21 protein-coding genes are annotated in these 20,625 nt (G+C 69.8%); 13 read left to right on the top strand and 8 right to left on the bottom strand.

Annotated elements, in window-relative coordinates:
- Positions 1–36 precede the first annotated feature (36 nt).
- From VNJ48_RS00440 to VNJ48_RS00425, 4 genes are all read left to right on the top strand, one after another.
- The gene (locus tag VNJ48_RS00440; RefSeq protein WP_325597992.1) at positions 37–1,269 is read left to right on the top strand and encodes a S1C family serine protease; all 1,233 of its coding nucleotides are present in this window, start codon (positions 37–39) and stop codon (positions 1,267–1,269) included.
- 91 nt (positions 1,270–1,360) lie between these two features.
- Positions 1,361–2,512 carry an acyl-CoA dehydrogenase family protein gene (locus VNJ48_RS00435; protein ID WP_325597990.1) on the top strand — a complete coding sequence of 384 codons (1,152 nt, stop codon included), beginning with the start codon at positions 1,361–1,363 and terminating at the stop codon, positions 2,510–2,512.
- Between the two features lies 1 nt (position 2,513).
- Positions 2,514–3,653: an acyl-CoA dehydrogenase family protein gene (locus tag VNJ48_RS00430; protein ID WP_325597988.1), complete on the top strand. Its 1,140-nt coding sequence runs from the start codon at positions 2,514–2,516 to the stop codon at positions 3,651–3,653.
- Positions 3,653–4,804: an acyl-CoA dehydrogenase family protein gene (locus VNJ48_RS00425; protein WP_325597986.1), complete on the top strand. Its 1,152-nt coding sequence runs from the start codon at positions 3,653–3,655 to the stop codon at positions 4,802–4,804. Before VNJ48_RS00430 ends, VNJ48_RS00425 begins: the two co-directional genes overlap by 1 nt.
- Before the next feature lie 6 nt (positions 4,805–4,810).
- Here VNJ48_RS00425 and VNJ48_RS00420 read toward each other — a convergent pair whose 3' ends face one another.
- Positions 4,811–6,019, bottom strand: a complete 1,209-nt coding sequence (locus tag VNJ48_RS00420; RefSeq protein WP_325597984.1) for a helix-turn-helix domain-containing protein — start codon at positions 6,017–6,019, stop codon at positions 4,811–4,813.
- A gap of 145 nt (positions 6,020–6,164) precedes the next feature.
- On the opposite strand from VNJ48_RS00420, the gene VNJ48_RS00415 reads away from it, so the two are divergent.
- The 5 genes from VNJ48_RS00415 to VNJ48_RS00395 are packed head-to-tail and all read left to right on the top strand — an operon-like array spanning position 6,165 to position 10,930.
- The gene (locus tag VNJ48_RS00415) at positions 6,165–6,926 is read left to right on the top strand and encodes an ABC transporter ATP-binding protein (protein ID WP_325597982.1); all 762 of its coding nucleotides are present in this window, start codon (positions 6,165–6,167) and stop codon (positions 6,924–6,926) included.
- Complete coding sequence (locus tag VNJ48_RS00410) at positions 6,926–7,630, top strand: ABC transporter ATP-binding protein (protein ID WP_325597980.1); 705 nt, start codon at positions 6,926–6,928, stop codon at positions 7,628–7,630. Before VNJ48_RS00415 ends, VNJ48_RS00410 begins: the two co-directional genes overlap by 1 nt.
- 14 nt (positions 7,631–7,644) lie before the next feature.
- Positions 7,645–8,523: a branched-chain amino acid ABC transporter permease gene (locus VNJ48_RS00405; RefSeq protein WP_325597978.1), complete on the top strand. Its 879-nt coding sequence runs from the start codon at positions 7,645–7,647 to the stop codon at positions 8,521–8,523.
- Entirely contained in the window at positions 8,523–9,596 is a 1,074-nt protein-coding gene (locus VNJ48_RS00400; RefSeq protein ID WP_325597976.1) for a branched-chain amino acid ABC transporter permease, read from the top strand. Before VNJ48_RS00405 ends, VNJ48_RS00400 begins: the two co-directional genes overlap by 1 nt.
- A complete protein-coding gene (locus VNJ48_RS00395; protein WP_325597974.1) occupies positions 9,593–10,930 on the top strand; it encodes an ABC transporter substrate-binding protein in 1,338 nt (445 codons plus the stop codon). Before VNJ48_RS00400 ends, VNJ48_RS00395 begins: the two co-directional genes overlap by 4 nt.
- 66 nt (positions 10,931–10,996) lie before the next feature.
- Here the strand turns inward: VNJ48_RS00395 and VNJ48_RS00390 are convergent, their stop codons facing one another.
- The 5 genes from VNJ48_RS00390 to mgrA all read right to left on the bottom strand — a co-directional run bounded on the left by VNJ48_RS00390 (position 10,997) and on the right by mgrA (position 16,475).
- Positions 10,997–12,025, bottom strand: a complete 1,029-nt coding sequence (locus VNJ48_RS00390; protein WP_325597972.1) for a GNAT family N-acetyltransferase — start codon at positions 12,023–12,025, stop codon at positions 10,997–10,999.
- Positions 12,022–13,710, bottom strand: a complete 1,689-nt coding sequence (locus VNJ48_RS00385) for an ABC-F family ATP-binding cassette domain-containing protein (protein ID WP_325597970.1) — start codon at positions 13,708–13,710, stop codon at positions 12,022–12,024. The genes VNJ48_RS00390 and VNJ48_RS00385 overlap by 4 nt, the downstream gene beginning before the upstream one ends.
- Before the next feature lie 66 nt (positions 13,711–13,776).
- The gene (locus tag VNJ48_RS00380) at positions 13,777–14,847 is read right to left on the bottom strand and encodes a hypothetical protein (RefSeq protein WP_325597968.1); all 1,071 of its coding nucleotides are present in this window, start codon (positions 14,845–14,847) and stop codon (positions 13,777–13,779) included.
- Positions 14,844–15,323: a SigE family RNA polymerase sigma factor gene (locus tag VNJ48_RS00375; RefSeq protein WP_325597967.1), complete on the bottom strand. Its 480-nt coding sequence runs from the start codon at positions 15,321–15,323 to the stop codon at positions 14,844–14,846. The genes VNJ48_RS00380 and VNJ48_RS00375 overlap by 4 nt, the downstream gene beginning before the upstream one ends.
- Before the next feature lie 126 nt (positions 15,324–15,449).
- On the bottom strand, positions 15,450–16,475 hold the full coding sequence (gene mgrA / locus VNJ48_RS00370) for an L-glyceraldehyde 3-phosphate reductase (RefSeq protein WP_325597966.1): 1,026 nt from the start codon (positions 16,473–16,475) through the stop codon (positions 15,450–15,452).
- A 58-nt stretch (positions 16,476–16,533) separates the two neighbouring features.
- Between mgrA and VNJ48_RS00365 the strand changes: the two genes are divergently transcribed.
- Both VNJ48_RS00365 and VNJ48_RS00360 read left to right on the top strand, forming a co-directional pair.
- Positions 16,534–17,298 carry a sortase domain-bontaining protein gene (locus tag VNJ48_RS00365; RefSeq protein WP_325597965.1) on the top strand — a complete coding sequence of 255 codons (765 nt, stop codon included), beginning with the start codon at positions 16,534–16,536 and terminating at the stop codon, positions 17,296–17,298.
- A 48-nt stretch (positions 17,299–17,346) separates the two neighbouring features.
- On the top strand, positions 17,347–17,613 hold the full coding sequence (locus VNJ48_RS00360; protein ID WP_325597964.1) for a hypothetical protein: 267 nt from the start codon (positions 17,347–17,349) through the stop codon (positions 17,611–17,613).
- 81 nt (positions 17,614–17,694) lie between these two features.
- Here VNJ48_RS00360 and VNJ48_RS00355 read toward each other — a convergent pair whose 3' ends face one another.
- Positions 17,695–18,516, bottom strand: a complete 822-nt coding sequence (locus tag VNJ48_RS00355) for an HNH endonuclease signature motif containing protein (RefSeq protein ID WP_325597963.1) — start codon at positions 18,514–18,516, stop codon at positions 17,695–17,697.
- 9 nt (positions 18,517–18,525) lie between these two features.
- Between VNJ48_RS00355 and VNJ48_RS00350 the strand changes: the two genes are divergently transcribed.
- Entirely contained in the window at positions 18,526–18,771 is a 246-nt protein-coding gene (locus VNJ48_RS00350; protein WP_325597962.1) for a hypothetical protein, read from the top strand.
- Between the two features lie 501 nt (positions 18,772–19,272).
- Here VNJ48_RS00350 and VNJ48_RS00345 read toward each other — a convergent pair.
- Positions 19,273–19,647: a VOC family protein gene (locus VNJ48_RS00345; protein ID WP_325597961.1), complete on the bottom strand. Its 375-nt coding sequence runs from the start codon at positions 19,645–19,647 to the stop codon at positions 19,273–19,275.
- Between the two features lie 121 nt (positions 19,648–19,768).
- On the opposite strand from VNJ48_RS00345, the gene VNJ48_RS00340 reads away from it, so the two are divergent.
- Positions 19,769–20,527 (top strand): PIG-L deacetylase family protein, encoded by a 759-nt coding sequence (locus VNJ48_RS00340; RefSeq protein ID WP_325597959.1) that lies wholly within the window; start codon positions 19,769–19,771, stop codon positions 20,525–20,527.
- Positions 20,528–20,625 lie beyond the last annotated feature (98 nt).

Here is a 20,625-nt window from a genome sequence, read left to right as displayed (position 1 = left end):
CAGCCTTCCCCCAGACTCGCGGGCAACCATGGGGAGATGATCTCCGCACCTCGCACCGACCATCCGCTCGACCCCTACGGCGCGCAGGGCATCATCGACCCTGCGGGATCACGCACGGGGGCCGGCAGCAACCGGCCACGGCGTCTGAGCTCGCTGGCTGCAGCCGTGGTCCTCACCTCGCTGGTCGTGGGTGGCGGGGCCGGCTTCGGGGGCGCGGCGCTCTGGGACCAGACGCAGGACGACACCCCCTCAGCTCGTACGCCGCCGAGCGCGACGACGACCGTCTCGGACCGGGCCGACGAGCCGGCCGAGGAGGGCTCGGCCGACGGCTCGGCGAGCGGCTCGGCGGACGGCTCAGTCGAGGACGTGGCCGCCGCGGTGCTGCCCTCGGTCGTGAAGATCGACGTCGCCGGCCCGGAGGGCGCGGGCTCCGGCTCGGGCATCATCCTCAGCTCGGACGGCATGATCCTGACCAACAACCACGTCGTCGACGCCGCCAGCGGCACGGGCCAGATCGTGGTGAGCTTCGCCGACGGGACGAGCGCTGGGGCGACCATCCTGGGAGCAGATCCCCTGACTGACACCGCCGTCATCCAGACTGAGGGCGTCAGCGACCTGGACGCGGCCGTCATCGGCACCTCGGCCAGCCTCGCCGTGGGGCAGGAGGTCGTCGCCGTCGGCTCTCCGTTCGGCCTCGACGCCACCGTCACCAGCGGCATCGTGAGCGCGCTGGACCGACCCGTCAACGTGGGGCGGGACACCAGTGGCAACTCGACTACCTATCCCGCCATCCAGACGGACGCGGCCATCAATCCCGGCAACAGCGGCGGCCCGCTGGTCGACATGTCGGGCGCTGTCGTGGGGATCAACTCCTCCATCCGCACAGCCGCGTCACAGTCGGGACAGCAGGGCCCGGCGGGCTCCATCGGCCTGGGCTTCGCCATCCCGATCGACGGGGTCATGCCCATCGTGGAGCAGATGGGTGCTGGTGAGACCCCTACGCACGCGCGGCTCGGGATCGAGGTGGGCACGGCATCCGGCGAAACCGGAGCGCTCATCAGAGGCGTCACCGCGGGGTCGACCGCGGACGAGGGAGGCCTGGCACCCGGAGACCTCATCACCCGGATCGAGGACGCCCGCATCACCGACGCCGACTCGCTCGTGGCCACGGTCCGCTCTTACCGTCCCGGCGACACCGTCGCCCTCACCTGGCTCAGCGGCGACGAGGAGAAGACAGGCGACTTCGTGCTGGACTCCGACGCCGAGTGACCGGCGCCTGTGCTCCGCGCCCATCGCAGCGTGTGGACGCACGCGACATGATGGGAGGGCCCGTCGGCCACGCCCCACAACAAGGAGCAGCATGCAGCTCGAGCTGTCCGCAGAGGACGCCGCCTTCCGCGAGGAGATGCGCTCCTTCTTCACCACCGAGTTCCCTCAGGACATCCGCGACACCGTGCTTGAGGGACGAGAGCTGTCCCAGGAGCAGATCGTCCGGAGCCAGCAGGCGCTGAACGCGGCGGGGCTGGCTGTGCCCCACTGGCCCGAGGAGTGGGGAGGGCGCGGATGGACCGACCTCAAGCGCCACCTGTGGCACGAGGAGATGCAGGCAGCCGGCGTGCCGACACCGCTCGCCTTCAACGCCTCGATGATCGGGCCGGTGATCGCCCAGTTCGGCACCGAGGAGCAGAAGGCGCGCTTCCTGCCGGCGACGGCCAACCTGGACATGTGGTGGTCGCAGGGCTTCTCCGAGCCGGATGCCGGCTCCGACCTCGCCAGCCTGCGCACCACCGCAGTGCGCGACGGCGACGACTGGATCGTCAACGGGCAGAAGACCTGGACCACGCTGGGTCAGTTCGGCGACTGGATCTTCACACTGGTCCGCACCGACCCCGAGGTGAAGAAGCAGGCCGGCATCTCGATGCTGCTCATCGACATGACCCTGCCCGGGGTGGAGGTCCGCCCCATCGAGCTGATCGACGGCTCCTACGAGGTCAACGAGGTCTGGTTCGACGACGTGCGCGTGCCCGGCGACCTGATGGTCGGTGAGCTCAACAGCGGCTGGACGATCGCGAAGTTCCTGCTCGGCAACGAGCGGGTCGGCGTCGCGCCGGTCGGCGCCACCAAGCGCGCCCTGGCCACGCTCAAGCACAACGCCGGCGACCTCCTCGACGACCCGCTGACCCGCGCTCGGGTGGCCGAGCTCGAGAACGAGCTGCTGGCGCTGGAGCTCACCGCACTGCGCGTCGTGGCCCACTCCGCCGGGGGCGAGCCGCACCCGGCGTCCTCGGTGCTCAAGCTCAAGGGCACCGAGCTGCAGCAGGCCGTCAGCGAGCTCGCGCTCGACCTGGCCGGTCCCGGCTCCTTGGCGTACGGCGCCGAGGACGACTCCGAGGTCCCGGGCTGGGCCCGCCGCTCCACCCCGACCTACCTCAACCTCCGCAAGGCCTCGATCTACGGTGGCTCCAACGAGATCCAGCGCCAGATCATCGCCCGCACGATCCTGGGACTCTGACATGGACTTCACCTACGACGACGAGCAGACCGCCCTCCGCGAGGCGGTCCGCGGGCTCGCGACCAAGGCATACGGCAGCTTCGAGAGCCGGCGACAGGTCGTCGCCAAGGCGCCCGGCTTCGACGAGGCCCAGTGGACCCGGCTGGCCGAGATGGGCGTCCTGGGACTGCCCTTCAGCGAGGACGACGGCGGGGTCGCGGCCGGGCCGGTCGAGATCGGCCTGGTCTGCCAGGAGCTGGGCCGGGCGCTTGCCCCCGAACCTTTCCTCGCCTCCGTGGTGCACGCCGGCGGCCTCGTTGCGGCGGCCGGCTCGCCCGAGCAGCGCAGCGACCTGCTGGGCCGCCTCGCCGCCGGCGAGATCGTGCTCGCTGCCGCCGACACCTCACCGGGCGACCGATGGTCCGCCGACGGCAGTGGCGTCACAGCTGCCCAGGACGGTGAGGCCTGGACCCTCACGGGTGTCCGCGACCCGGTCCCCCACGGCGCTCGCGCCGACCACCTCGTGGTGACCGCCTCGCTGCCCGACGGCGGCACGGGACTCTTCGTCGTCGAGGCCTCCGCGGCCACCCGCAGCGACTACGCCGTCATCGACGGCAGCCGCGCTGCCCGGGTCGAGCTGGACGCCACGCCCGCCGAACCCCTCGGCGAGCCCGGCCGCGACCTCACGACCACCATCGCCACCATCAGCGACATCACGCGGATCATGGGCGCCCAGCAGGCCCTCGGCGTCATGCAGGCGCAGGTGGCGTCGACGACCGACTACCTCAAGAGCCGCAAGCAGTTCGGCGTCACGCTCAACTCGTTCCAGGCCCTGACGTTCCGCGCCGCGGACATGTACGTCTCGCTCGAGCTGGCCCACAGCGTGGCGGACTGGGCCACGATGATCGTCGGTTCCGGCACCCGCGCGGACATTGCGTCGGCCGCCGACCGGGTGGGTCTCCAGGTCTCGCGCGCGGCCCGCCACATCGGCCAGGAGGCGATCCAGCTGCACGGAGGGATCGCGATGACGGCCGAGTACTCCGTCGGCGTACGAACGGCGCATCTCGCCGTGCTCGAGCAGTGGCTCGGCGGCGCGCAGCACCACCTGACGCGCCTGGCCGGGACCGTGACCGAGCACGAGACAGTCGAAGCGCTCAGCTGATGGACCTCTCCCTCTCCGACGAGCAGCAGGCGTTCCGCGAGCTCGCTCGCTCCTTCCTGGACCGCGAGGCGGTCCCCCACCGCACGCGGTGGGACCGCGACGAGGCCGTCGACCTCGCGATCGTGCCGAAGATGGCCGAGATCGGCTTCTTCGGTCTCACCATCCCCGAGGAGTACGGCGGGCTGGGCGGCGACTACGTCACCTACGCGCTGGCGATGGAGGAGCTCGGCCGCGCCGACTCGGCGCTGCGCGGGATCGTGTCGGTGAGCAGCGGTCTGGTCGGCAAGTCGATCCTGTTCTTCGGCTCCGAGGAGCAGAAGCAGGAGTGGCTGCCCCAGCTGGCAACCGCCGGCAAGCTGGGATGCTTCGGGCTGACGGAGCCGGACACCGGCTCCGACGCCGGCAACCTGACGTCGCGGGCGACCCGGGACGGTGACGACTGGGTGATCAACGGGCAGAAGCTGTTCATCACCAACGGCACGTGGGCCGACCTGGCGCTCGTCTTCGCCCGCACGAGCGACGACGGTGCGCGCGGCATCACCGCGTTCCTCGTCCCGACCGACGCAGCGGGGTTCGAGGCGCGCGAGATCACCGGCAAGCTCGGTCTGCGCGGCCAGGCCACAGCGGAGCTCTTCCTCGCCGACGTCCGGGTCCCTCACTCGGCCGTGCTGGGCGAGGTGGGCGGCGGCTTCAAGATCGCGATGAGCACCCTGGACAAGGGCCGGCTCGCCGTCGCCGCCGGCTGCGTCGGCATCGTGCAGGGCTGCCTGGAGACCTCGGTCGACTATGCCAAGAGCCGCACCCAGTTCGGCAGGCCGATCGCGTCCTTCCAGCTCGTGCAGGACATGCTCGCCGACATCTCGGTCGACGCCGACGCCGCGCGGCTCCTCGTGTGGCGCTGCGCCGACCTCATCGACCGGGGCGAGCCCTTCGGCACGGCCGCCTCCAAGGCCAAGCTCTTCGCCTCCGAGGCAGCCGTGCGCGCCGCGAACAACGCGATCCAGGTGCACGGAGGCGCGGGGTACGTCGACGACTACCCAGCAGCGAAGTATCTCCGTGACGCCCGGGTGATGACCCTCTACGAAGGCACCTCGCAGATCCAGAAGCTGCTGATCGGCCGGGCCGAGACCGGCATCAGCGCCTTCGTCTGAGCAGGCTCAGGCGTGCGCCGTGACCGCGAGCCAGAGCAGCATCTTGTCCCGCGGGTCGCTGAGCCGGCGTCCGGTGAGCCGCTCGATCTGCTTCATCCGATAGATCACGGTGTTGCGGTGGCAGTAGAGCTCCTCGGCCGCGTGCGTCGCTGATCCGTCGTGGGCGAGAAGCGCGCGCAGCGTGATGAGCAGGGTGTCGGCCTGGGGGTGGTCCAGCAGATCGCCGAACGCCTCGGCCATCAGCAGCGGCGTGACGTAGGAGTCGCCTGCGAGCAGGACCTCCGGCAGCCGGTCGGTCACCCCGACGGCACCGGTCTCCCCGGCAGGCAGGGTCTCGGCCGTCCGCAGCGCCAGCTGGAACGCCGTACCGAACCCCGCCATGCCACCGGGGCTCTCGGCCACTGCGATCCGGCTCGCGGCGACCGGTCCGAGGAGGGCGACCAGGACTGACTCGTCCGGCAACGCCCCCGCCACCAGGCCGTAGGCGACCCCGGAGCGCACGTGCCAGTGCGAGGCGATCCCCTGACGGTCGAGCCGGTCCTCGACAGGGCCGACGACGTCTCCGTCGGCGCCGTCGGCGAGCACCAGGACGCACGCAACTGCGGCATCGAGCGGGACTCCCAACGAGTCGCGCGCCTCGGCAGCGAAGGTGGGGTCGCCTCCGCGACCGTCGACCAGTCCGTCGAGCACCGTCTGCTGCCGCTGCTGGTCGCGCCGCTGCAAGCGGTCTCGCTCGCGGTGGTAGGCCTCGATCAGGACCGCGTTCTGGACGTCGAGGTTGGCCCACACACCGCGAGCGGCGCCCAGCAGGTCGGCGTCAGGCACGTGCCCGTGCGTGGTGGCCGTCTCGATGAGCGCCTCCCACAACACCCGGGCCCCCATCGTGTAGGCGTTGAGGACCAGCTCGAGCGGCACTCCCTGCCGGGCCCGACGTCGTCCGGTCTCGCGCCAGAGGCTGACGGCAGTGGCGGTGTCCACACCCACGCCGGAGAGATTCTGCAGCCCCCGCCGGATGTGCTCGCGAGAGCTGTGACGGATGTCGTCGGGCAGGTGCGGACTGAGCGTGATGTAGGCGTCCAGATCACGCGTCAGAAGGCGCGACGAGATGGCGTCCGCGATCTCGTCGGAGCGGTGCAGGACCAGCCGCCACGCCCTGGCCACGGGGTCAGCGGCTCGCTCGCTGTCCTGCATCGTCCCTGGGTCGGTGTTGCTCATCTGGCCACCGTGACACTCCGAGCACACATCCCGCCACCGTCAGGCGGGAATCAGCGTCGCATCTTGTGCTGTCCGCCCAATGTGCTCTGCGCCCATCGTGGTGAGAGTGGTGCGCATCACTTCTCGGAGGGCAGGACCGCCACTCGTGACCGAGCTCCAGCTCAGCGACATCACCGTCACCTTCGGCGGCCTGACCGCGCTCGAGGACGTCAGTCTCGAGGTCGGCCCGCGCCGCGTCCATGGCGTGATCGGTCCCAACGGCGCCGGCAAGACCACGTTGTTCAACGTGGCGTGCGGCTTCGTCCAACCCGACAGCGGCGAGGTGTTCCGCCGGGGCAAGCGCATCGAGCGGCTCCGCCCGAGGGACCTCCCCGGCATCGGGATGGCGCGTACCTTGCAGGGACTCGGCCTCTTCGACCGCATGACCGTCCTGGACAACGTGATGGTCGGAGCCGACCACCACGCCCGTTCCGGGTTCCTCGGCTCGTTGCTCGCCCTGCCCCGGGCCGGCAGCGACGAACGGGCGCTACGCGAGCGCGCTCGCCGTACGCTCGACGACCTCGGCGTGGCGGCCTACGCCGACCGCTACCCGCCCAGCCTTCCCTATCCGATCCGGAAGCGCGTCGCCCTCGCCCGCGCGCTCGTGGCCGAACCGGACCTGCTGCTGCTCGACGAGCCTGCCAGCGGCCTGTCCGCCGGCGAGATGGACGAGCTCGGCGATCTCATCCAGTCCCTCGCCGAACAGACGTCGGTCCTCCTCGTCGAGCACCACATGGACCTGGTGATGCGGGTGTGCACCGAGATCACCGTCCTGGACTTCGGCCGGGTCATCGCCCATGGCGGTCCGGACGACGTGCGAGCAGACCCAGCGGTACTGGCGGCCTACCTCGGGGAGGACATCCACTGATGCTGGCCCTCACCCATGTCTCGGCCGGCTACGGCCCCATCACTGCCCTCGACGACGTCACCTTCACCGCTGCCCAGGGTCAGATCACCGCGGTGCTGGGCGCCAACGGCGCCGGCAAGACGACACTGCTGAGAACGATCTCGGGCCTGCACCGACCGCGAGCCGGGACGATCGAGTTCGACGGGACCCGGATCGATCGGGTGTCGGCCGAGCGGATGCCGGGTCTCGGCCTGTCCCAGGTCCCGGAAGGTCGTGGCGTCATCACCGAGCTCACCGTCGAGGAGAACCTCCGCCTCGGCGGCCTCGGGCGCGGCGGCCGGGTCGCCCCGTCGGACCTGACGCGGATCTACGACCTGTTCGGGGTGCTGGGTGACCGGAGCGCTGCGATGGCGAGCACGCTGTCCGGCGGCGAGCGGCAGATGCTGGTCATCGGGCGTGCCCTCATGGCCAGACCGACCATGCTGCTGCTCGACGAGCCGTCCCTCGGCCTGGCGCCTCGCATCGTCACCCAGATCTTCAGCCTGCTCCGCGACCTGGTGCGCGACGAGGGACTGAGCGTGCTGCTGGTCGAGCAGAACGCGCGCAGCGCCCTCTCGGTCGCCGACCGTGGAGTGGTCCTCAACCTCGGCCGGGTGGTCGCAGACGCCCCCGCGAACGAGCTGGCAGCGGACGACCAGCTCCGGCACGCCTACCTCGGATTCTAGGATCGGGAGCCCTCGTGCAGCAGTTCCTCAACACCGCCCTCACCGGCCTGACGCTCGGCATGGTCTATGCCGCCTTCGCCCTCGCGCTGGTGCTGATCTGGCGTTCGACGCGAGTCGTCAACTTCGCCCAGGCGCCGATGGCGATGATGACCACGTTCATCGCCCTGGTCATCATCGACGCGGGCTACAGCTACTGGCTCGGGTTCGCAGCCGCACTGCTGGCAGGACTCGTCCTCGGCGCCTTACTGGAGCGGGTCGTCATCCGCCCGGTGGAGGGCAAGTCCGAGATCAATGCCGTCATCTTGACCCTCGGGCTCTTCATCGTCCTCCACGCGCTGGCAGCGGTGGTCTTCGGCAACCGCTACCGCTCGTTCCCTGCTCCCTTCGGGCTGAGGGGGATCGAGATCGGTGACACCACGATCGCCCTCAACGGCTTCGGCATCTTCACGATCATCTCGGTGCTGGTCGTGATGGGCCTGCTGGTCGCCCTCTTCCGATACACCGACGTGGGCCTCAAGATGCGAGCGGCCGCCTTCAACCAGGAGGTCGCCCGGCTCCTGGGGGTGCGCGTCGGACACATGCTGACCCTCGGGTGGGCGCTCGCGGCGCTCGTCGGATCCCTCGCCGGGATCCTCATCGCCGGCGGCAGCCTGGTCCATCCCTCCTACATGGACTCGGTGGTCGTCTTCGGCTTCGTCGCTGCAGTGCTGGGTGGTCTGGACAGCCCGCTCGGTGCTGTCCTGGGCGGGCTCATCCTGGGAGTGTCGCTCAGCTTCGTCAGCGGCTACGTCGGCTCCCAGCTCGTGCCGCTGGCTGCCCTGGTGATCCTCATGCTCGTCCTCACGCTCCGACCGGGTGGTCTCTTCGCGCAGGCGCCGGAGCGGAGGGTCTGATGCGGTCGCGACTCGGTTCGGTCTGGGGCTCCACGCTGGGTCGGCACCTGCTCCTGGCCATGGCTGCCCTCGTCGTCGTGGTGCTCGTGCTGGAGAGCGTGTCCGACTACCGCAACACCCAGCTGGCAGCCATGGCCTACCTCGGCATCGCCGCCGGCGGGCTGACGGTCCTGACGGGGATCAACGGGCAGCTCTCGCTGGGCCACGGCGCACTGATGGCGATCGGTGCCTACACGGCCGCCCTGCTGCTCCCCGACCGCGACTCCTCCGTGCCGCTGACGGCGGTGATCGTCGCATCGGTCCTCGTCACCCTGGCCGTAGGAACCGTCGTGGGTCTCGCGGCGGCCCGACTGCACGGCCCCTACCTGGCCGGGGCCACCCTCGCGCTCGCTGTGGCCGTTCCCGGCATCGCGCTCTACTTCAAGGAGACCCTCGGGGGGGAGCAGGGGTTGCGGGTGGTGATGCCCGACATCCCCGTCTGGGCCCTGGACCTCGCGTTCTTCGTGACCGGGCAGGACCTCACCCGCTCGCGGTTCACGGCATACCTCGGATGGCTCACGCTGATCGTGGTCTTCTTCCTGCTGGCCAACCTCAGCTCGGGTCGCGTCGGACGTCGCTGGCGGGCCGTCCGCGACGACGAGGTGGCCGCCGAGCTCGCCGGCATCGACCTCGGTCGCGCCCGGGTCTCGGCCTTCATGGTGAGCGCAGCCGCTGCTGGTGCCGCCGGCGCCGTACTCGCCTTCACCGTCAAGCTGGCCGCGCCGAGCGCGTTCACGCTCACGCTCAGCCTCACGCTGCTCGCCGCCATCGTCCTGGGCGGGCTCGGGAGCCTGTCGGGTGCCTTGATCGGGGCAGCGCTGCTGACGTTCCTTCCCAGCGTGGTCACCGACCTGGGAACGAATGCAGGTCTCTCCGACATCAAGGCGGCCGAGCTCGCTCCGCTGGTCTACGGCCTCGTGATGGTGGCGGTCATCCTGCTCGCCCCCGCAGGCATCATCGGCTCCCTCCGGGGAGCGCTCGCGCGTCGACGTACGAAAACTCGCAGCACCTCACCGAAGGGAACAGCAGCATGAGAAGACACACCCGGGTCGCAGGACCCCTGGCGGTCGCGCTGGCGACCACTCTTGCCCTTGGCGCGTGTGGTGCCGGCGGGCGCGACAGCTCCGACGACGGCGGAGGAGGTGGCGGCGCCACCGATCCCGGAGTCACCGACTCCTCGATCAAGATCGGCGCGACGTTCCCCCTCACCGGCGTGGCTGCGCCTGGCTACTCGGAGATCCCCACCGGGGCGCAGGCCTACTTCGACTACGTCAACGAGCAGGGCGGCGTGCACGGTCGCGAGATCGACTACATCGTCAAGGACGACGGCTACAACCCCACCACCACGAGCACCGTGACCAACGAGCTCGTGCTCAAGGAGGAGGTGTTTGCGACGGTCGGCTCACTCGGCACGCCGACCCAGGCCTCGGTCGCCGACTACCTCAACGACGAGGGCGTGCCGCAGCTGATGGTCTCCTCCGGGTCGCTCCAGTGGGGCGACAACGTCGAGGAGCGGCCGCTGACGTTCGGGTGGCAGCCCGACTACGAGATCGAGGGCAAGATCATCGGCCAGTGGGTCGCCGAGAACATGCCCGACGCCAAGGTCGGCCTGTTCCTGCAGGACGACGACCTCGGGGTGGATGCCGAGAAGGGCGTGCGACAGTACGTCGACGACCAGATCGTCGCCGTCGAGCGCTACACGTCGGGCAACACCGACGTTGCGCCGCAGATCTCCGGGCTGCAGGCCAAGAAGGCCGACCTGGTCCTCGCGTTCAACACCCCGTCCTACACCGCGCTCAGCCAGCTCGTGGCGCTCAAGACCGGCTACCAGCCGAAGTGGTTCTACGCCAACATCGGCTCCGACCCGGCACTGGTGGGCTCCCTGCTCGAGCGGTTCTCCGAGGGTGCTGTGGCCGGCGATGCCTCAGCCCTCGACGGCATCATGACCAGCGAATACATCCCCGGCGTCGACAGCCCCGATGACCCGTGGGTCCAGCTGTGGCAGCAGGTGTGGGACGAGCACGGGCAGGACGGGGAGCTCACCAACTACCGCATCTACGGCATGTCCCAGGCCTACGCGTTCGTGCAGGCGCTGGAGTCCGCCGGTGAGGACCTGACCCGGGAAGGACTGGTCGAGGCGATCGAGGAGGGCGGCACCGAGTGGGAGGGCCCGCAGCTCGCGCCGTTCCGATACAGCGCCGAGAGCCACATGGGCATCGCCGGCGTGCGACTCGTCGAGATCGCCGGCGGCGTCGGGGAGCCGATCACCGACGTGCTGACCACCGACATCGGTGACGCCGAGATCACGACCGACGAATCAGGACAGGGCGACGACGCTCCCCCGGAGAACGGCGTCCCCGCGAGCTGAGAGAGCACCCGACGGCCTCGGTCCCTCGTGGTACGGCGAGGGGCCGGTGCCGCGGTGATGACGGAGTCAGTCCTCGAGGCGTTTCTGGAAGTCCCCGAGCCGGGCTACCGGCTCGAAACCCATGGCGTCGTTGACGCCGACCATGTGCGCGTTGACCTCGGCGTTGAACGTCGTGAGGCGACGAATGTCGCGGCGTTCGTCCTGCAGCAGGCGGAGGTTGGCCACCTTGACTGCAACCCCCAGTCGGTGCCCGCGGTGCTCGCGGCGAACCATCGTCCCAAACTGGTAGGCCCGTCCCGGCTCATGGATGGTGGTGACCAGGTCCGTGTAGGCGACAGCGGTGCCGGTGCCGTCCAGTGCGATGGTGTTGTACTTCGTCCGGCCTTGCCTCTCCAACGTCGACTCCCGCTCCCGGACAACGGTGGTGTTGACCGAGTCGGGCTCGAGCTCCAGATCGCCGGTCGGCGCCTCGGTGGGCAGGAGCGCGTTGAGCTCCGCCCATCCCTGCAAGAGGTCGTCAGGGACCGGCCCCGACCACGACCGGAGGGTGTAGTCCGCATGAGCCGGGGCCGCCTCCGCGGCCAGGCGGTTGAGTAGAGCCGTGGGGACCGGCAGCGCCAGGTCACGCTGCACCTCCGTCAGTGCGAGCGTCCAGCCGTGAGCCTCGGCGAAGCCGGGTCCGGAGGCGCCGGCTCCGCTGGATCCGGCCTCGTGGCGCCAGGAAGCGAGGCCGGTCAGGACCCGGCGGCCACGTTCGCGCGCGACGGACTCGAGGTGGGCGAGGACCGCCGAGCCGTAGCCGCGGCGGCGGTGATCCGGCAGCACGTGCACAGCCATCTCCGCCAGCTCCCGGTTGTCGAGCAGCGGCGTGCTCATCCACCCCGCAGCAACGGTCTCGCCGTCAACGACCCCCGACCAGCCGCCGCTCCACGTGTGCGAGCCGCCGTCCTCCATCGCGGCGTGGACCTCCTGCAGTTGCCAGGCAGACCCCACCTCCCCGAGTTCGTGGACCTCCGCAACGGCATACGCGTGGTGCCAGGCGGCGAAGGCGGCTTCGTCATTCGGGTCCAGCTCGCGAATCTCAAGGTCATTCATCGCGTCCGCACGACCCTTCCTTCGTCCCAGACCGGTCCGTCCGACTCGTAGACCTCGCCGTCCGCGCCGTACACGAGGAACCGGTCGAAGCCGCGAGCGAACCAGCGGTCATGGGTCACGGCCAGCACGGTCCCGTCGAAGGCGTCGAGCCCTGCCTCCAACGCCTCGGCGCTCTGTACGTCGAGGTTGTCGGTCGGCTCGTCCAGCAGGAGCAGCGTCGCTCCGGACAGCTCGAGCAGGAGGATCTGGAAGCGCGCCTGCTGGCCGCCGCTGAGCGACTCGAAGGACTGCTCACCTGCGTGCGCGAGCTCGTAGCGATCCAGCACGCGGGCTGCCGCCTCGCGACCCATCCCGCTGCGGCCGCCAGGCGACCCGTCGCCCCGGTGCAGGATCTCGAGCAGCGTGCGACCGGTGAGCTCGGGGTGCTCATGGGTCTGCACGAACCAGCCCGGTCGGACGCGGGCACCGAGCTTGGCCTTCCCCGTGTGCGGCACCGGCTTGGGCGGGTCCCCCACCGGCTGGTGCTCCACGTCCGGGTCCGAGCCGCCGGCCGCCAACAACCGCAGGAAGTGTGACTTCCCCGAGCCGTTGCTGCCGAGAACGGCCACGCGTTCGCCGTACCAGACCTCGAGGTCGAACGGGCGCATCAGCCCCGTCATCTCCAGGTCGGTGCACACCACGGCGCGCTTGCCGGTGCGGCCGCCCTTGAGCCGCATCGTCACCTGCTGCTCGCGCGGCTGCTCGATGGGCGGGCCGGCCTCCTCGAACTTCCGGAGCCGGGTCTGCGACGCGCGGTACTGCGACGACATGCCGTCGTTGTACTCCGACTTGATCTTGAGCCGCAGGACGAGCGCCTTGATCTTGGCGTGCTCCTCGTCCCAGCGGCGTCGTTGTTCCTCGAAGCGCAGGAACCGGTCCTCGCGTGCTTCGTGGTAGCTCGCGAACCCTCCCGGGTGGGTCCAGACGAGGTTGCCGGCGTGACCCAGCTCCACGGTGACGATGCGGGTCGCGGTGTTGTTGAGGAGCTCACGGTCGTGGCTGATGAAGAGGATGGTCTTGGTCGACTCCCGGATGCGCTCCTCGAGCCAGATCTTGCCGGGGACGTCGAGATAGTTGTCCGGCTCGTCGAGCAGCAGGACCTCGTCGGGACCGCGGAGGAGGTATTCGAGGACCAGTCGCTTCTGCTCGCCGCCGGACAGCGTGGAGAGCATCCGGTGCCGGGCACGCTCGAAGGGCAGCCCCATCGAGGCGACGGTGCACGTGTCCCAGGTGACCTCGACGTCATAGCCTCCGGCGTCGGCGAAGTCCGACAGGGCGGTGGCGTAGGCCATCTGGGTGGGTTCGTCGTCGACGTCCATCAGCGCGAGCTCGCACGCGTCCACCGCGGCTGCGGCTTCGCGGACCGCCTCGGGCGCGACGCTGAGCAGCAGGTCCGCGACGGTCTCGTCCCCACCTCCGTGACCGACGAACTGGCGCATGACTCCCAACCCGCCACTGCGCGTGACCGCGCCCGCGTGCGGCTTGAGGTCACCGGTGATGATGCGCAGCAGCGTCGTCTTGCCGGCACCGTTGGCCCCGACGAGGGCAACCTTGGCGCCGTCGCCGACGCGGAAGCTCACCTCGTCGAGGAGTACTCGTCCGTCGGGCAGCTCGTAGCGCACTCCCGACACATCCACATGTCCCACGGGGAGCATTGTCCGTGACGGCGGCCCCCACGGCTACGCGTTTGATCAACAGCACGATCCGGCGCCTCAGTCGATCGACAGGTCGCCAAGGTCCAGCGCCAGCGCCACCTCGGTGGTGAGCTCCAGCCGGTCGCGAGAGACCAGCTGCTCCGGCGCCCCGGACTCGACACCGTCCTGGCAGGAGCCGAGTCCCGAGGTGCCGTAGCGGGCGAGGTAGGACGGCTGGCCCGCGGGCGTCAGCGCGACCACCCACCCCCGCTCCTGGACGCAACCGTCGTCGCCGGCGATCTCGGGCGCGGCACCCAGAGCGGCCAGGGCCAGGTCGGCCTCGCGTTCGGTGAGGCGCTGGCTGTCCTCGAGCTCGCCGTCCCAGGCGTATCGGCACAGCGAGGCACCCACTCCCGGCGCCCCGACCTTCTCCAGCAGGTCCGACTCATCGAGGATCATCGCGCAGCCGTTGACGTCGGCCCCCATGCCGCGGACCGACCGGGTGATCCGGCTCGTCAGCCCCGGGTCGGGCGTCGCGGTCGTGACGACCCAGTCGTCGTCGTACCAGTAGGAGACCCACGCGCCGTCGGGGTACTCCTCGGTGGTGGCGCCCTCCGCGTCGTACTCCCAGACCTCGCGGGAGTTGCGGTCGGGCTCGAAATCCGCGGCCGGGCTCACCCGGACGCCGTACCCGCTCGTCGGCGTGCACGAGGTCGTCGGCCGCTCCTGGTCCGGCATGTCGATGCGAGGCACGACACCTCCGGGTTTCCGGGCCTTCGCGCACCAGGCCGTGGTCGCACCGGCCTTCCACTCCGAGGGCACCTTGAAAGTGATGTCCGACCACTCGACCTCGCGCCGGGTGTCGCGCGCTGGCTCGATCTCGGGCGAGTTGTCGGGAACGATGAACGGCGTGTTGGGGGCAACCTGCCGTGGACGCGATGGTGCGTCCACTCCCTCCACGAGGGCCATCCCCAACGGCACGGCCGCGACCACCACGGTCCCCACGGCGACGCCAGCCGCGACCTTGGCGATGGCGGCACGACGCCGATGCAGCCGCCCCCTGGCGCCCATTGCCAGGCCGGTCGGCGCCGGAGCCTCCTCGGCCCGTTCGGCAAGGCTGTCGCGCAGTCGGGTCTCGAAGTCCGTCACAGCTCTGCCAGCTCGGCCCGGACCGCGGCGATCCCTTGGGAGATCTGGGAACGGACGCTGCCTGCGCGCACACCTGTCAGGTCCGCGATCTCCTCGTCCGAGAGACCTTCGTAGTAGCAGAGCACGAGAGCGGTGCGCTGGTCCCGGGGCAGGGACCCACATGCCGGCCAGATGAGATCCGGGACCTCGATCGTGATTCCGGTCGTGGCCACGAGCTCGAGAGGGGGTGGCGGCGGCGCGTGTCGGCGGCGAAAGCGGCGCAACCGCGACACGTGCGCCCGGACGACCAGTCGTCGCACGGAGGCGTCGGGGTCGTGGCGACGCGAGATCCGCGACCAGCGAGGCAACGCCCGGGACAGCGCGTCCTCGACGATCTCCTCAGCCTCGACCGGATCTCCTGTCAGCACGTACGCGAGCCGCAGAAGTGGCTGTCCACGCGCCGCTACCCACTCGTCGAAGTCTGGTGCCGTGCTCACCCGGCTCCTCTCCGCGTACTGACCGTGTCAAGCATGCCAAAGGCAGCAAGGCCTTGTGCGGTGTCCACGAATTCACCACAGGACACCGACCAGCCGACGGGGCACGGGCTCACCCGTTGCGAGCAATCACTCCTCGGTCTGCTTGGCCCACAGGTTGATGCCCGACTCGACGGCGTGCTTGTCGATCTCGGCCAGCTCGTCCTCGGTCAGCGGCGGTGCGTCCAGGGCATCGAGGTTGGTGTCGAGCTGCTCGACGCTGCTGGCGCCGATGACGGCGCTGGTGACGCGGTCGTCGCGAAGCACCCACTGCAGTGCGAGCTGGGCGAGCTTCTGGCCTCGTCCGACGGCGATCTCGTCGAGCCTGCGCACGCGATCGAGGACGTCGTCCTCCAGGCCGGCGATCGTCGAGTCGTCACGGGCGGCGCGGGAGTCCGGCGGCACGCCGTCGAGGTAGCGGTCCGTCAGCAGGCCCTGTGCGAGCGCACTGAAGACGATGCAGCCCATCCCCTGCTCCTCGAGCTCGTCGAGCAGGTCCTCCTCGATCCAGCGGTTGAGCATGGAGTACGACGGCTGGTGGATCAACAACGGGGTGCCGAGCTCGCGGGCGATCGTGGCGGCCTCGCGGGTCTTTGCCGCGGAGTAGGACGAGATGCCGGCGTAGAGGGCGCGGCCCGACCGCACCGCCGCGTCGAGGGCCATCATCGTCTCCTCCACCGGGGTCTCCGGGTCGAAGCGGTGGCTGTAGAAGATGTCGACGTAGTCCAGGCCCATCCGCTGGAGCGACTGGTCGAGGCTGGCCAGGACGTATTTCCGCGAGCCGCCGCCCTGGCCGTAGGGCCCCGGCCACATGTCCCAGCCCGCCTTGGTCGAGATGATCAGCTCGTCGCGGTAGGGCTTGAAGTCGTCGGCGAGGTAGCGACCGAAGTTCTCCTCCGCCCGGCCGTAGGGCGGTCCGTAGTTGTTGGCCAGGTCGAAGTGCGTGACCCCGCGATCGAAGGCCCGCCGCAGGATCGCCCGCTGAGTCTCCTCCGGCCGATCGTCGCCGAAGTTCTGCCACAGGCCGAGGCTCAGCGGCGGCAGCTTGAGCCCGCTGCGTCCGCTGGGGCGGTAGTCGGTCTGGTCGTAGCGGTGCTCGTCGGCGGCGTACGTCATGCAGGCAATTGTGCCGCGTAGGAAGGGACGTTGCCCGGACCGCGCCTACCGTGGACGTATGCGAGCACTCCAACGTTTCGGGCGTACGGCGACTGTGCTCGCCCTCGCGACAGTGGCAGCGGGCTGCTCCTCGACGGTGTCCATGGAGCCGGCGCCCTCGCCTGCAGCCTCCCCCTCGTCGACCATCACGCCCTCCACGCCCTCCACGGAGTCCACGGAGTCCACGGAGCCTGCGTCGCCCGGCGCCGCTGCATCACCGCCGGCAGCTTCCGCGTCCAGCCCGACCCAGACGACACCGCCGCCCGATCCTCGTCGATCGTTCCTGACCATCCCGCGTCTGGGTCTGCGCGGCTTCCCTGTGATCCGCTATCGCGGCTCTCCCGACGACGCCGAGGGCACCCGGCTGCAGAACGACGGCTCGCTGGCCTCTCCCCGAGGCCCCGGCGGCGGTGCAGCTCCGGGAGTGATCGGCAACCACATCGTGACCGGTCACCGACTCTCCTCGACCGAACCCTTCCGCTACCTGCCCTCGCTCCCCCGCGGCAGCCGTGTCCTCCTCCGGGTAGGGGACACGCTCCTCGTCTACGAGGTACGCCGCACGCGACGGACCTCTTTCCGTTCCCCGTCGTCCCTGGCTGCCCAACGCGCTCCGGTGCCGGGCCGGCCGGGGCGCGAGGCGACCCGAGCGATGATCACGCTGTCGACCTGCGCGACGATCGAGGACCATGCGGCCGGCAACTACTGGGCGGACGAGTTCGACAACCCCGAGCACCGCATCGACAAAATTGGTGTGCTGGTGGCGTCACGAACGCTCTCCAACTGAGGGCGCGCCCGTCCGCACATCGGAGGCCCGGTCGCCCAGCGTCGTCCCGTGACCGCCTCCTTGCCCGACTCCTCCGAGCTCGCCTTCCACGACTGGCAGGTGGAGGAGCGCGAGGTCCGCCGCCACATCCCCCGTCGCGGGCGTCAGCACGCGTTCGAGGTGATCGACCCACGTCGAACCGCGCTCGTCGTCATCGACATGGTCCCTTTCTTCCTCGACGAGTCGGCGTACTGCCGCGGCATCGTGGCGAACATCAACACGCTGGCCGAAACCGCCGAGGTCCTTGAGCTGATCGGCTCCGGGGCGATTGCCTGACCGAGCCCTGACGCCGCGCAGGTCCCGGGCGTGCCTGCAGCCCCGCAGCAGATGTGCTCTGCGGGGTGTTGGGCTTGGTTGTCACTGGTCGGGTGGGTGGCTCGTGACGTCCGATGGGTGATCGGCTGCACCTGATGCTGGGTGCTCGTGGCCGAGGGCTCGCGAGCCGGTGTGGTCGCGGAGGTACTGGTGTCCGAGGGGGCTGGTCCACACGAACACCCCGAGGCTGGTCATTCGGTATCGCCAGCGACCCTTGGTCTTGAGGCGGTGATGTCGCCTGCACAACGGGGCGAGGTTGTCGGTGCTGGTGGGACCACCGCGGGTCGGGTCGGAGTGGTCGAACGGGACGACGTGGTCGAGGTCGCAGCTGCGCGCGTTGCGACCGCACCACGGGAAAACGCACGTCCGGTCCCGGGCAGTCACGTAGTCGCGGATCCGGTCGGTGGGGGTGTAGCCGGCCGTCTCGAGACGCTCGTGGAGGTCGATCACGGGCTTCACGACCACGCTCACGTCGGGTCGTCCGCACCAGTCCCGGATCTGGGCGGCCGTCAGGACCCGGTGGTCGGCCTGTTCGACGTACCCGCTCAGGCACTCCCCGTCGATCCCACCTGGGCGGAGGATGGCGTCCGCCGAGAGGTGGGCGTAGAGGACGATCTGGGTCACCGGCTTGGCCGATGTAGCCGCCCGCTCGTCAGAGGAAACCTCGTCGAACCCGAACGCGAGCTGGTGGCGCGCCAGGTCACCCAGCGCTGTGGCCCGGCGCCCGTCGAGGGTGTCGTCCGAGCCGAGCGCGGCGAGGCGGGCGGCACCGTCTGCGACCGCCTGGGCGAGGCCGAGGGCGTCGGGGACCTCGAGGTCGGCCTCGAGGTGCATGGTGCCGTCGAAGGACACCTGGTCAACCACGAAGGTGACGTGCCGCTTGTCCGCGGCGGCTTCGATCTCCGCGGCCAGCTGTTCGGCATGAACCTGGCCCGGGTGTGGGCGACCAGCCTCATCAGCTGGGAGGGGGTGACCCTGTTGGCGCACCACGCGGTCTGCTGGTCCACGAACGCCGCCGCCTCAGGTGTCAGATCGACGGTGGTCTGCGCGATCACCCTCGCCCGCCACGGCATCACGTCACCCATCAGGACCCCGGCCCACAGCTGGGGCAGGCGGTAGCGGAGCTCAATGACGTCGGTGAGGTACGACCCAACGGAGTCACACGTCATCCCGAGCTTCGTCGCGACCTCGGGGATGCAGAACTCGTCGATGGCTGGGGAGCCTTCACCGGCGAGGGTCTTCGGGGACTGGAAGCACCCGGCCGGGTCCTCTGAATCGGCGGCCGGGTGTAGCGAAACCCAGTGCGCAGCCAGTTGCATCGACCTGACGTCGGACTCCCGCCGCAGGTCCTGCTCGGCACGCAACGCAGCCAGCACCTCGGCCGGAGTGTCCGGCAGAGTGGTGGTGGTGGCGGTCGCTGTCATGAGACAACCCAAGCAGGGGCCACCGACAATCTGGCCCCCATTTCGCCCTGATCCGCTTGGTGGGGAGAACAAATTGAGAAAGAATCCCGCCACCCATCTCCGACCGTCTGGGTTGCGGACACCAGGGCCCGGTCCACTTGGCTGCGGTCGGCATCCGCACGTCGGTGCTCATGCGCCGCACCGCCAGCGGGTGCCGTTATGTCAGGCCTTCGGACGTCACCAGGCAAAAGGGATGGCCGACAGGGTCCGCGTAGACCCGGAAGCCGATGGGCTTGTCGGAGCCGTCCAGGAGTGTGCCCCCCAAGCTCAGGACCTGCGCCTCGGCGGTGTCCAGATTGTCGACGAGGACGTCCAGATGCATCTGCTGAGGCGGTAGACCAGAGTTCCAGTCTGGAGCCTGATACCGGTCCGTTCGTTGCAGCGAGAACGAAGGGAGTCCGCCGGCTAGCGAAAGAGTGACCCATTCGGCGCTGTCCTCGACTCGCTTCGCGCCAAGGAGTTCTTGGTAGAACTCCGCAAGCGCGCGGGGCTCTGGGCAGTCGATGACAATCCCTGCGAGTCGTCCGATCATTCCGGCAGTCTCCCCTGCCCGTGGCTCCTGCGCCATTCCGCCCCCATCACATTCGACACCCCCGGACGCTCCGCACAGCCCGGCGCGTACCAGTTCAGTGACATGGTCGAAGATCGTTCTCGTGAGCGTGCCACGTGTCCTCGGGGTGTTCGCACATCCCGACGACGAGTCGTTGTCAGCAGGCGGTCTACTGGCCCGCACGGCGAGCGCGGGCGGACGCACCGCCGTGGTCACGTCAACCTGGGCAGCAGGCAGTCTGCGTGCCCTGGAGCTTGCCGAGGCGCTGCGGTGTCTCGGGGCGGAGGAGCCAAGACTCTTGGGGTACGCCGACGCGCGTGTCCCCGAGTCAGCGCCGGACCGCGCCCGCTTCTGCGACGCGCCGCTCGATGAGGCCGTGGGAGGGCTGGTCGAGCACATCCGCGACTTCCGTCCAGACATCATCGTGACCCACGACGCCTACGGCGGGGTGACCGGACACCCGGACCACCTGCACACGCACCGAGTCACGGTGCTTGCGGCGCAGTCAGCCGCGTTGGAGGGCCTCTACCCAGACGCCGGCCCGCCGTGGTCCACGAGAAGTCTCCACCTGGCAACCCATCCGCACTCGGCCATGGAGACCTTGACGAGGATCATCGGACCGCGGAGGACGCAACACAGCGTTCCCGACGAGCACGTGGCCCTGAGCCTGGACGTCACCCCGTGGCTGGACCAGAAGATCGGGGCCGTCCTGTCCCACCGATCTGAGGTACGGCGAGGAGCACTCCCCGGACTTGTGGCCAACCTGGCTTCAGACGCACGCGCCGAGCTGCTCGGCACCGAGTGGTACACCTGCTGGGACCCGGCGGTGCCAGGGCGGGCCATACCGGGAGACGAGCGGTGAGATCGCCCGTGTGGCGCGCCGTGTCATTGGTCGGGCGTCCGGCGTCGTAAGGTGCGCTCTCATCCACGCGCCGTCCTCGGCGCCACCTTTCGGGAGCC

The organism is Nocardioides sp., from assembly GCF_035576065.1.
Taxonomy (GTDB): domain Bacteria; phylum Actinomycetota; class Actinomycetes; order Propionibacteriales; family Nocardioidaceae; genus Nocardioides.
This window is presented reverse-complemented; position numbering and strand designations above follow the sequence as displayed.

Bases quoted from the DNA above. Each gene is read 5' to 3' on its own strand.
- VNJ48_RS00440 (WP_325597992.1), top strand. From the start codon at position 37: ATGATCTCCGCACCTCGCACCGACCATCCGCTCGACCCCTACGGCGCG.
- VNJ48_RS00435 (WP_325597990.1), top strand. From the start codon at position 1,361: ATGCAGCTCGAGCTGTCCGCAGAGGACGCCGCCTTCCGCGAGGAGATG.
- VNJ48_RS00430 (WP_325597988.1), top strand. From the start codon at position 2,514: ATGGACTTCACCTACGACGACGAGCAGACCGCCCTCCGCGAGGCGGTC.
- VNJ48_RS00425 (WP_325597986.1), top strand. From the start codon at position 3,653: ATGGACCTCTCCCTCTCCGACGAGCAGCAGGCGTTCCGCGAGCTCGCT.
- VNJ48_RS00420 (WP_325597984.1), bottom strand. From the start codon at position 6,019: ATGAGCAACACCGACCCAGGGACGATGCAGGACAGCGAGCGAGCCGCT.
- VNJ48_RS00410 (WP_325597980.1), top strand. From the start codon at position 6,926: ATGCTGGCCCTCACCCATGTCTCGGCCGGCTACGGCCCCATCACTGCC.
- VNJ48_RS00400 (WP_325597976.1), top strand. From the start codon at position 8,523: ATGCGGTCGCGACTCGGTTCGGTCTGGGGCTCCACGCTGGGTCGGCAC.
- VNJ48_RS00395 (WP_325597974.1), top strand. From the start codon at position 9,593: ATGAGAAGACACACCCGGGTCGCAGGACCCCTGGCGGTCGCGCTGGCG.
- VNJ48_RS00390 (WP_325597972.1), bottom strand. From the start codon at position 12,025: ATGAATGACCTTGAGATTCGCGAGCTGGACCCGAATGACGAAGCCGCC.
- mgrA (WP_325597966.1), bottom strand. From the start codon at position 16,475: ATGACGTACGCCGCCGACGAGCACCGCTACGACCAGACCGACTACCGC.
- VNJ48_RS00365 (WP_325597965.1), top strand. From the start codon at position 16,534: ATGCGAGCACTCCAACGTTTCGGGCGTACGGCGACTGTGCTCGCCCTC.
- VNJ48_RS00345 (WP_325597961.1), bottom strand. From the start codon at position 19,647: ATGATCGGACGACTCGCAGGGATTGTCATCGACTGCCCAGAGCCCCGC.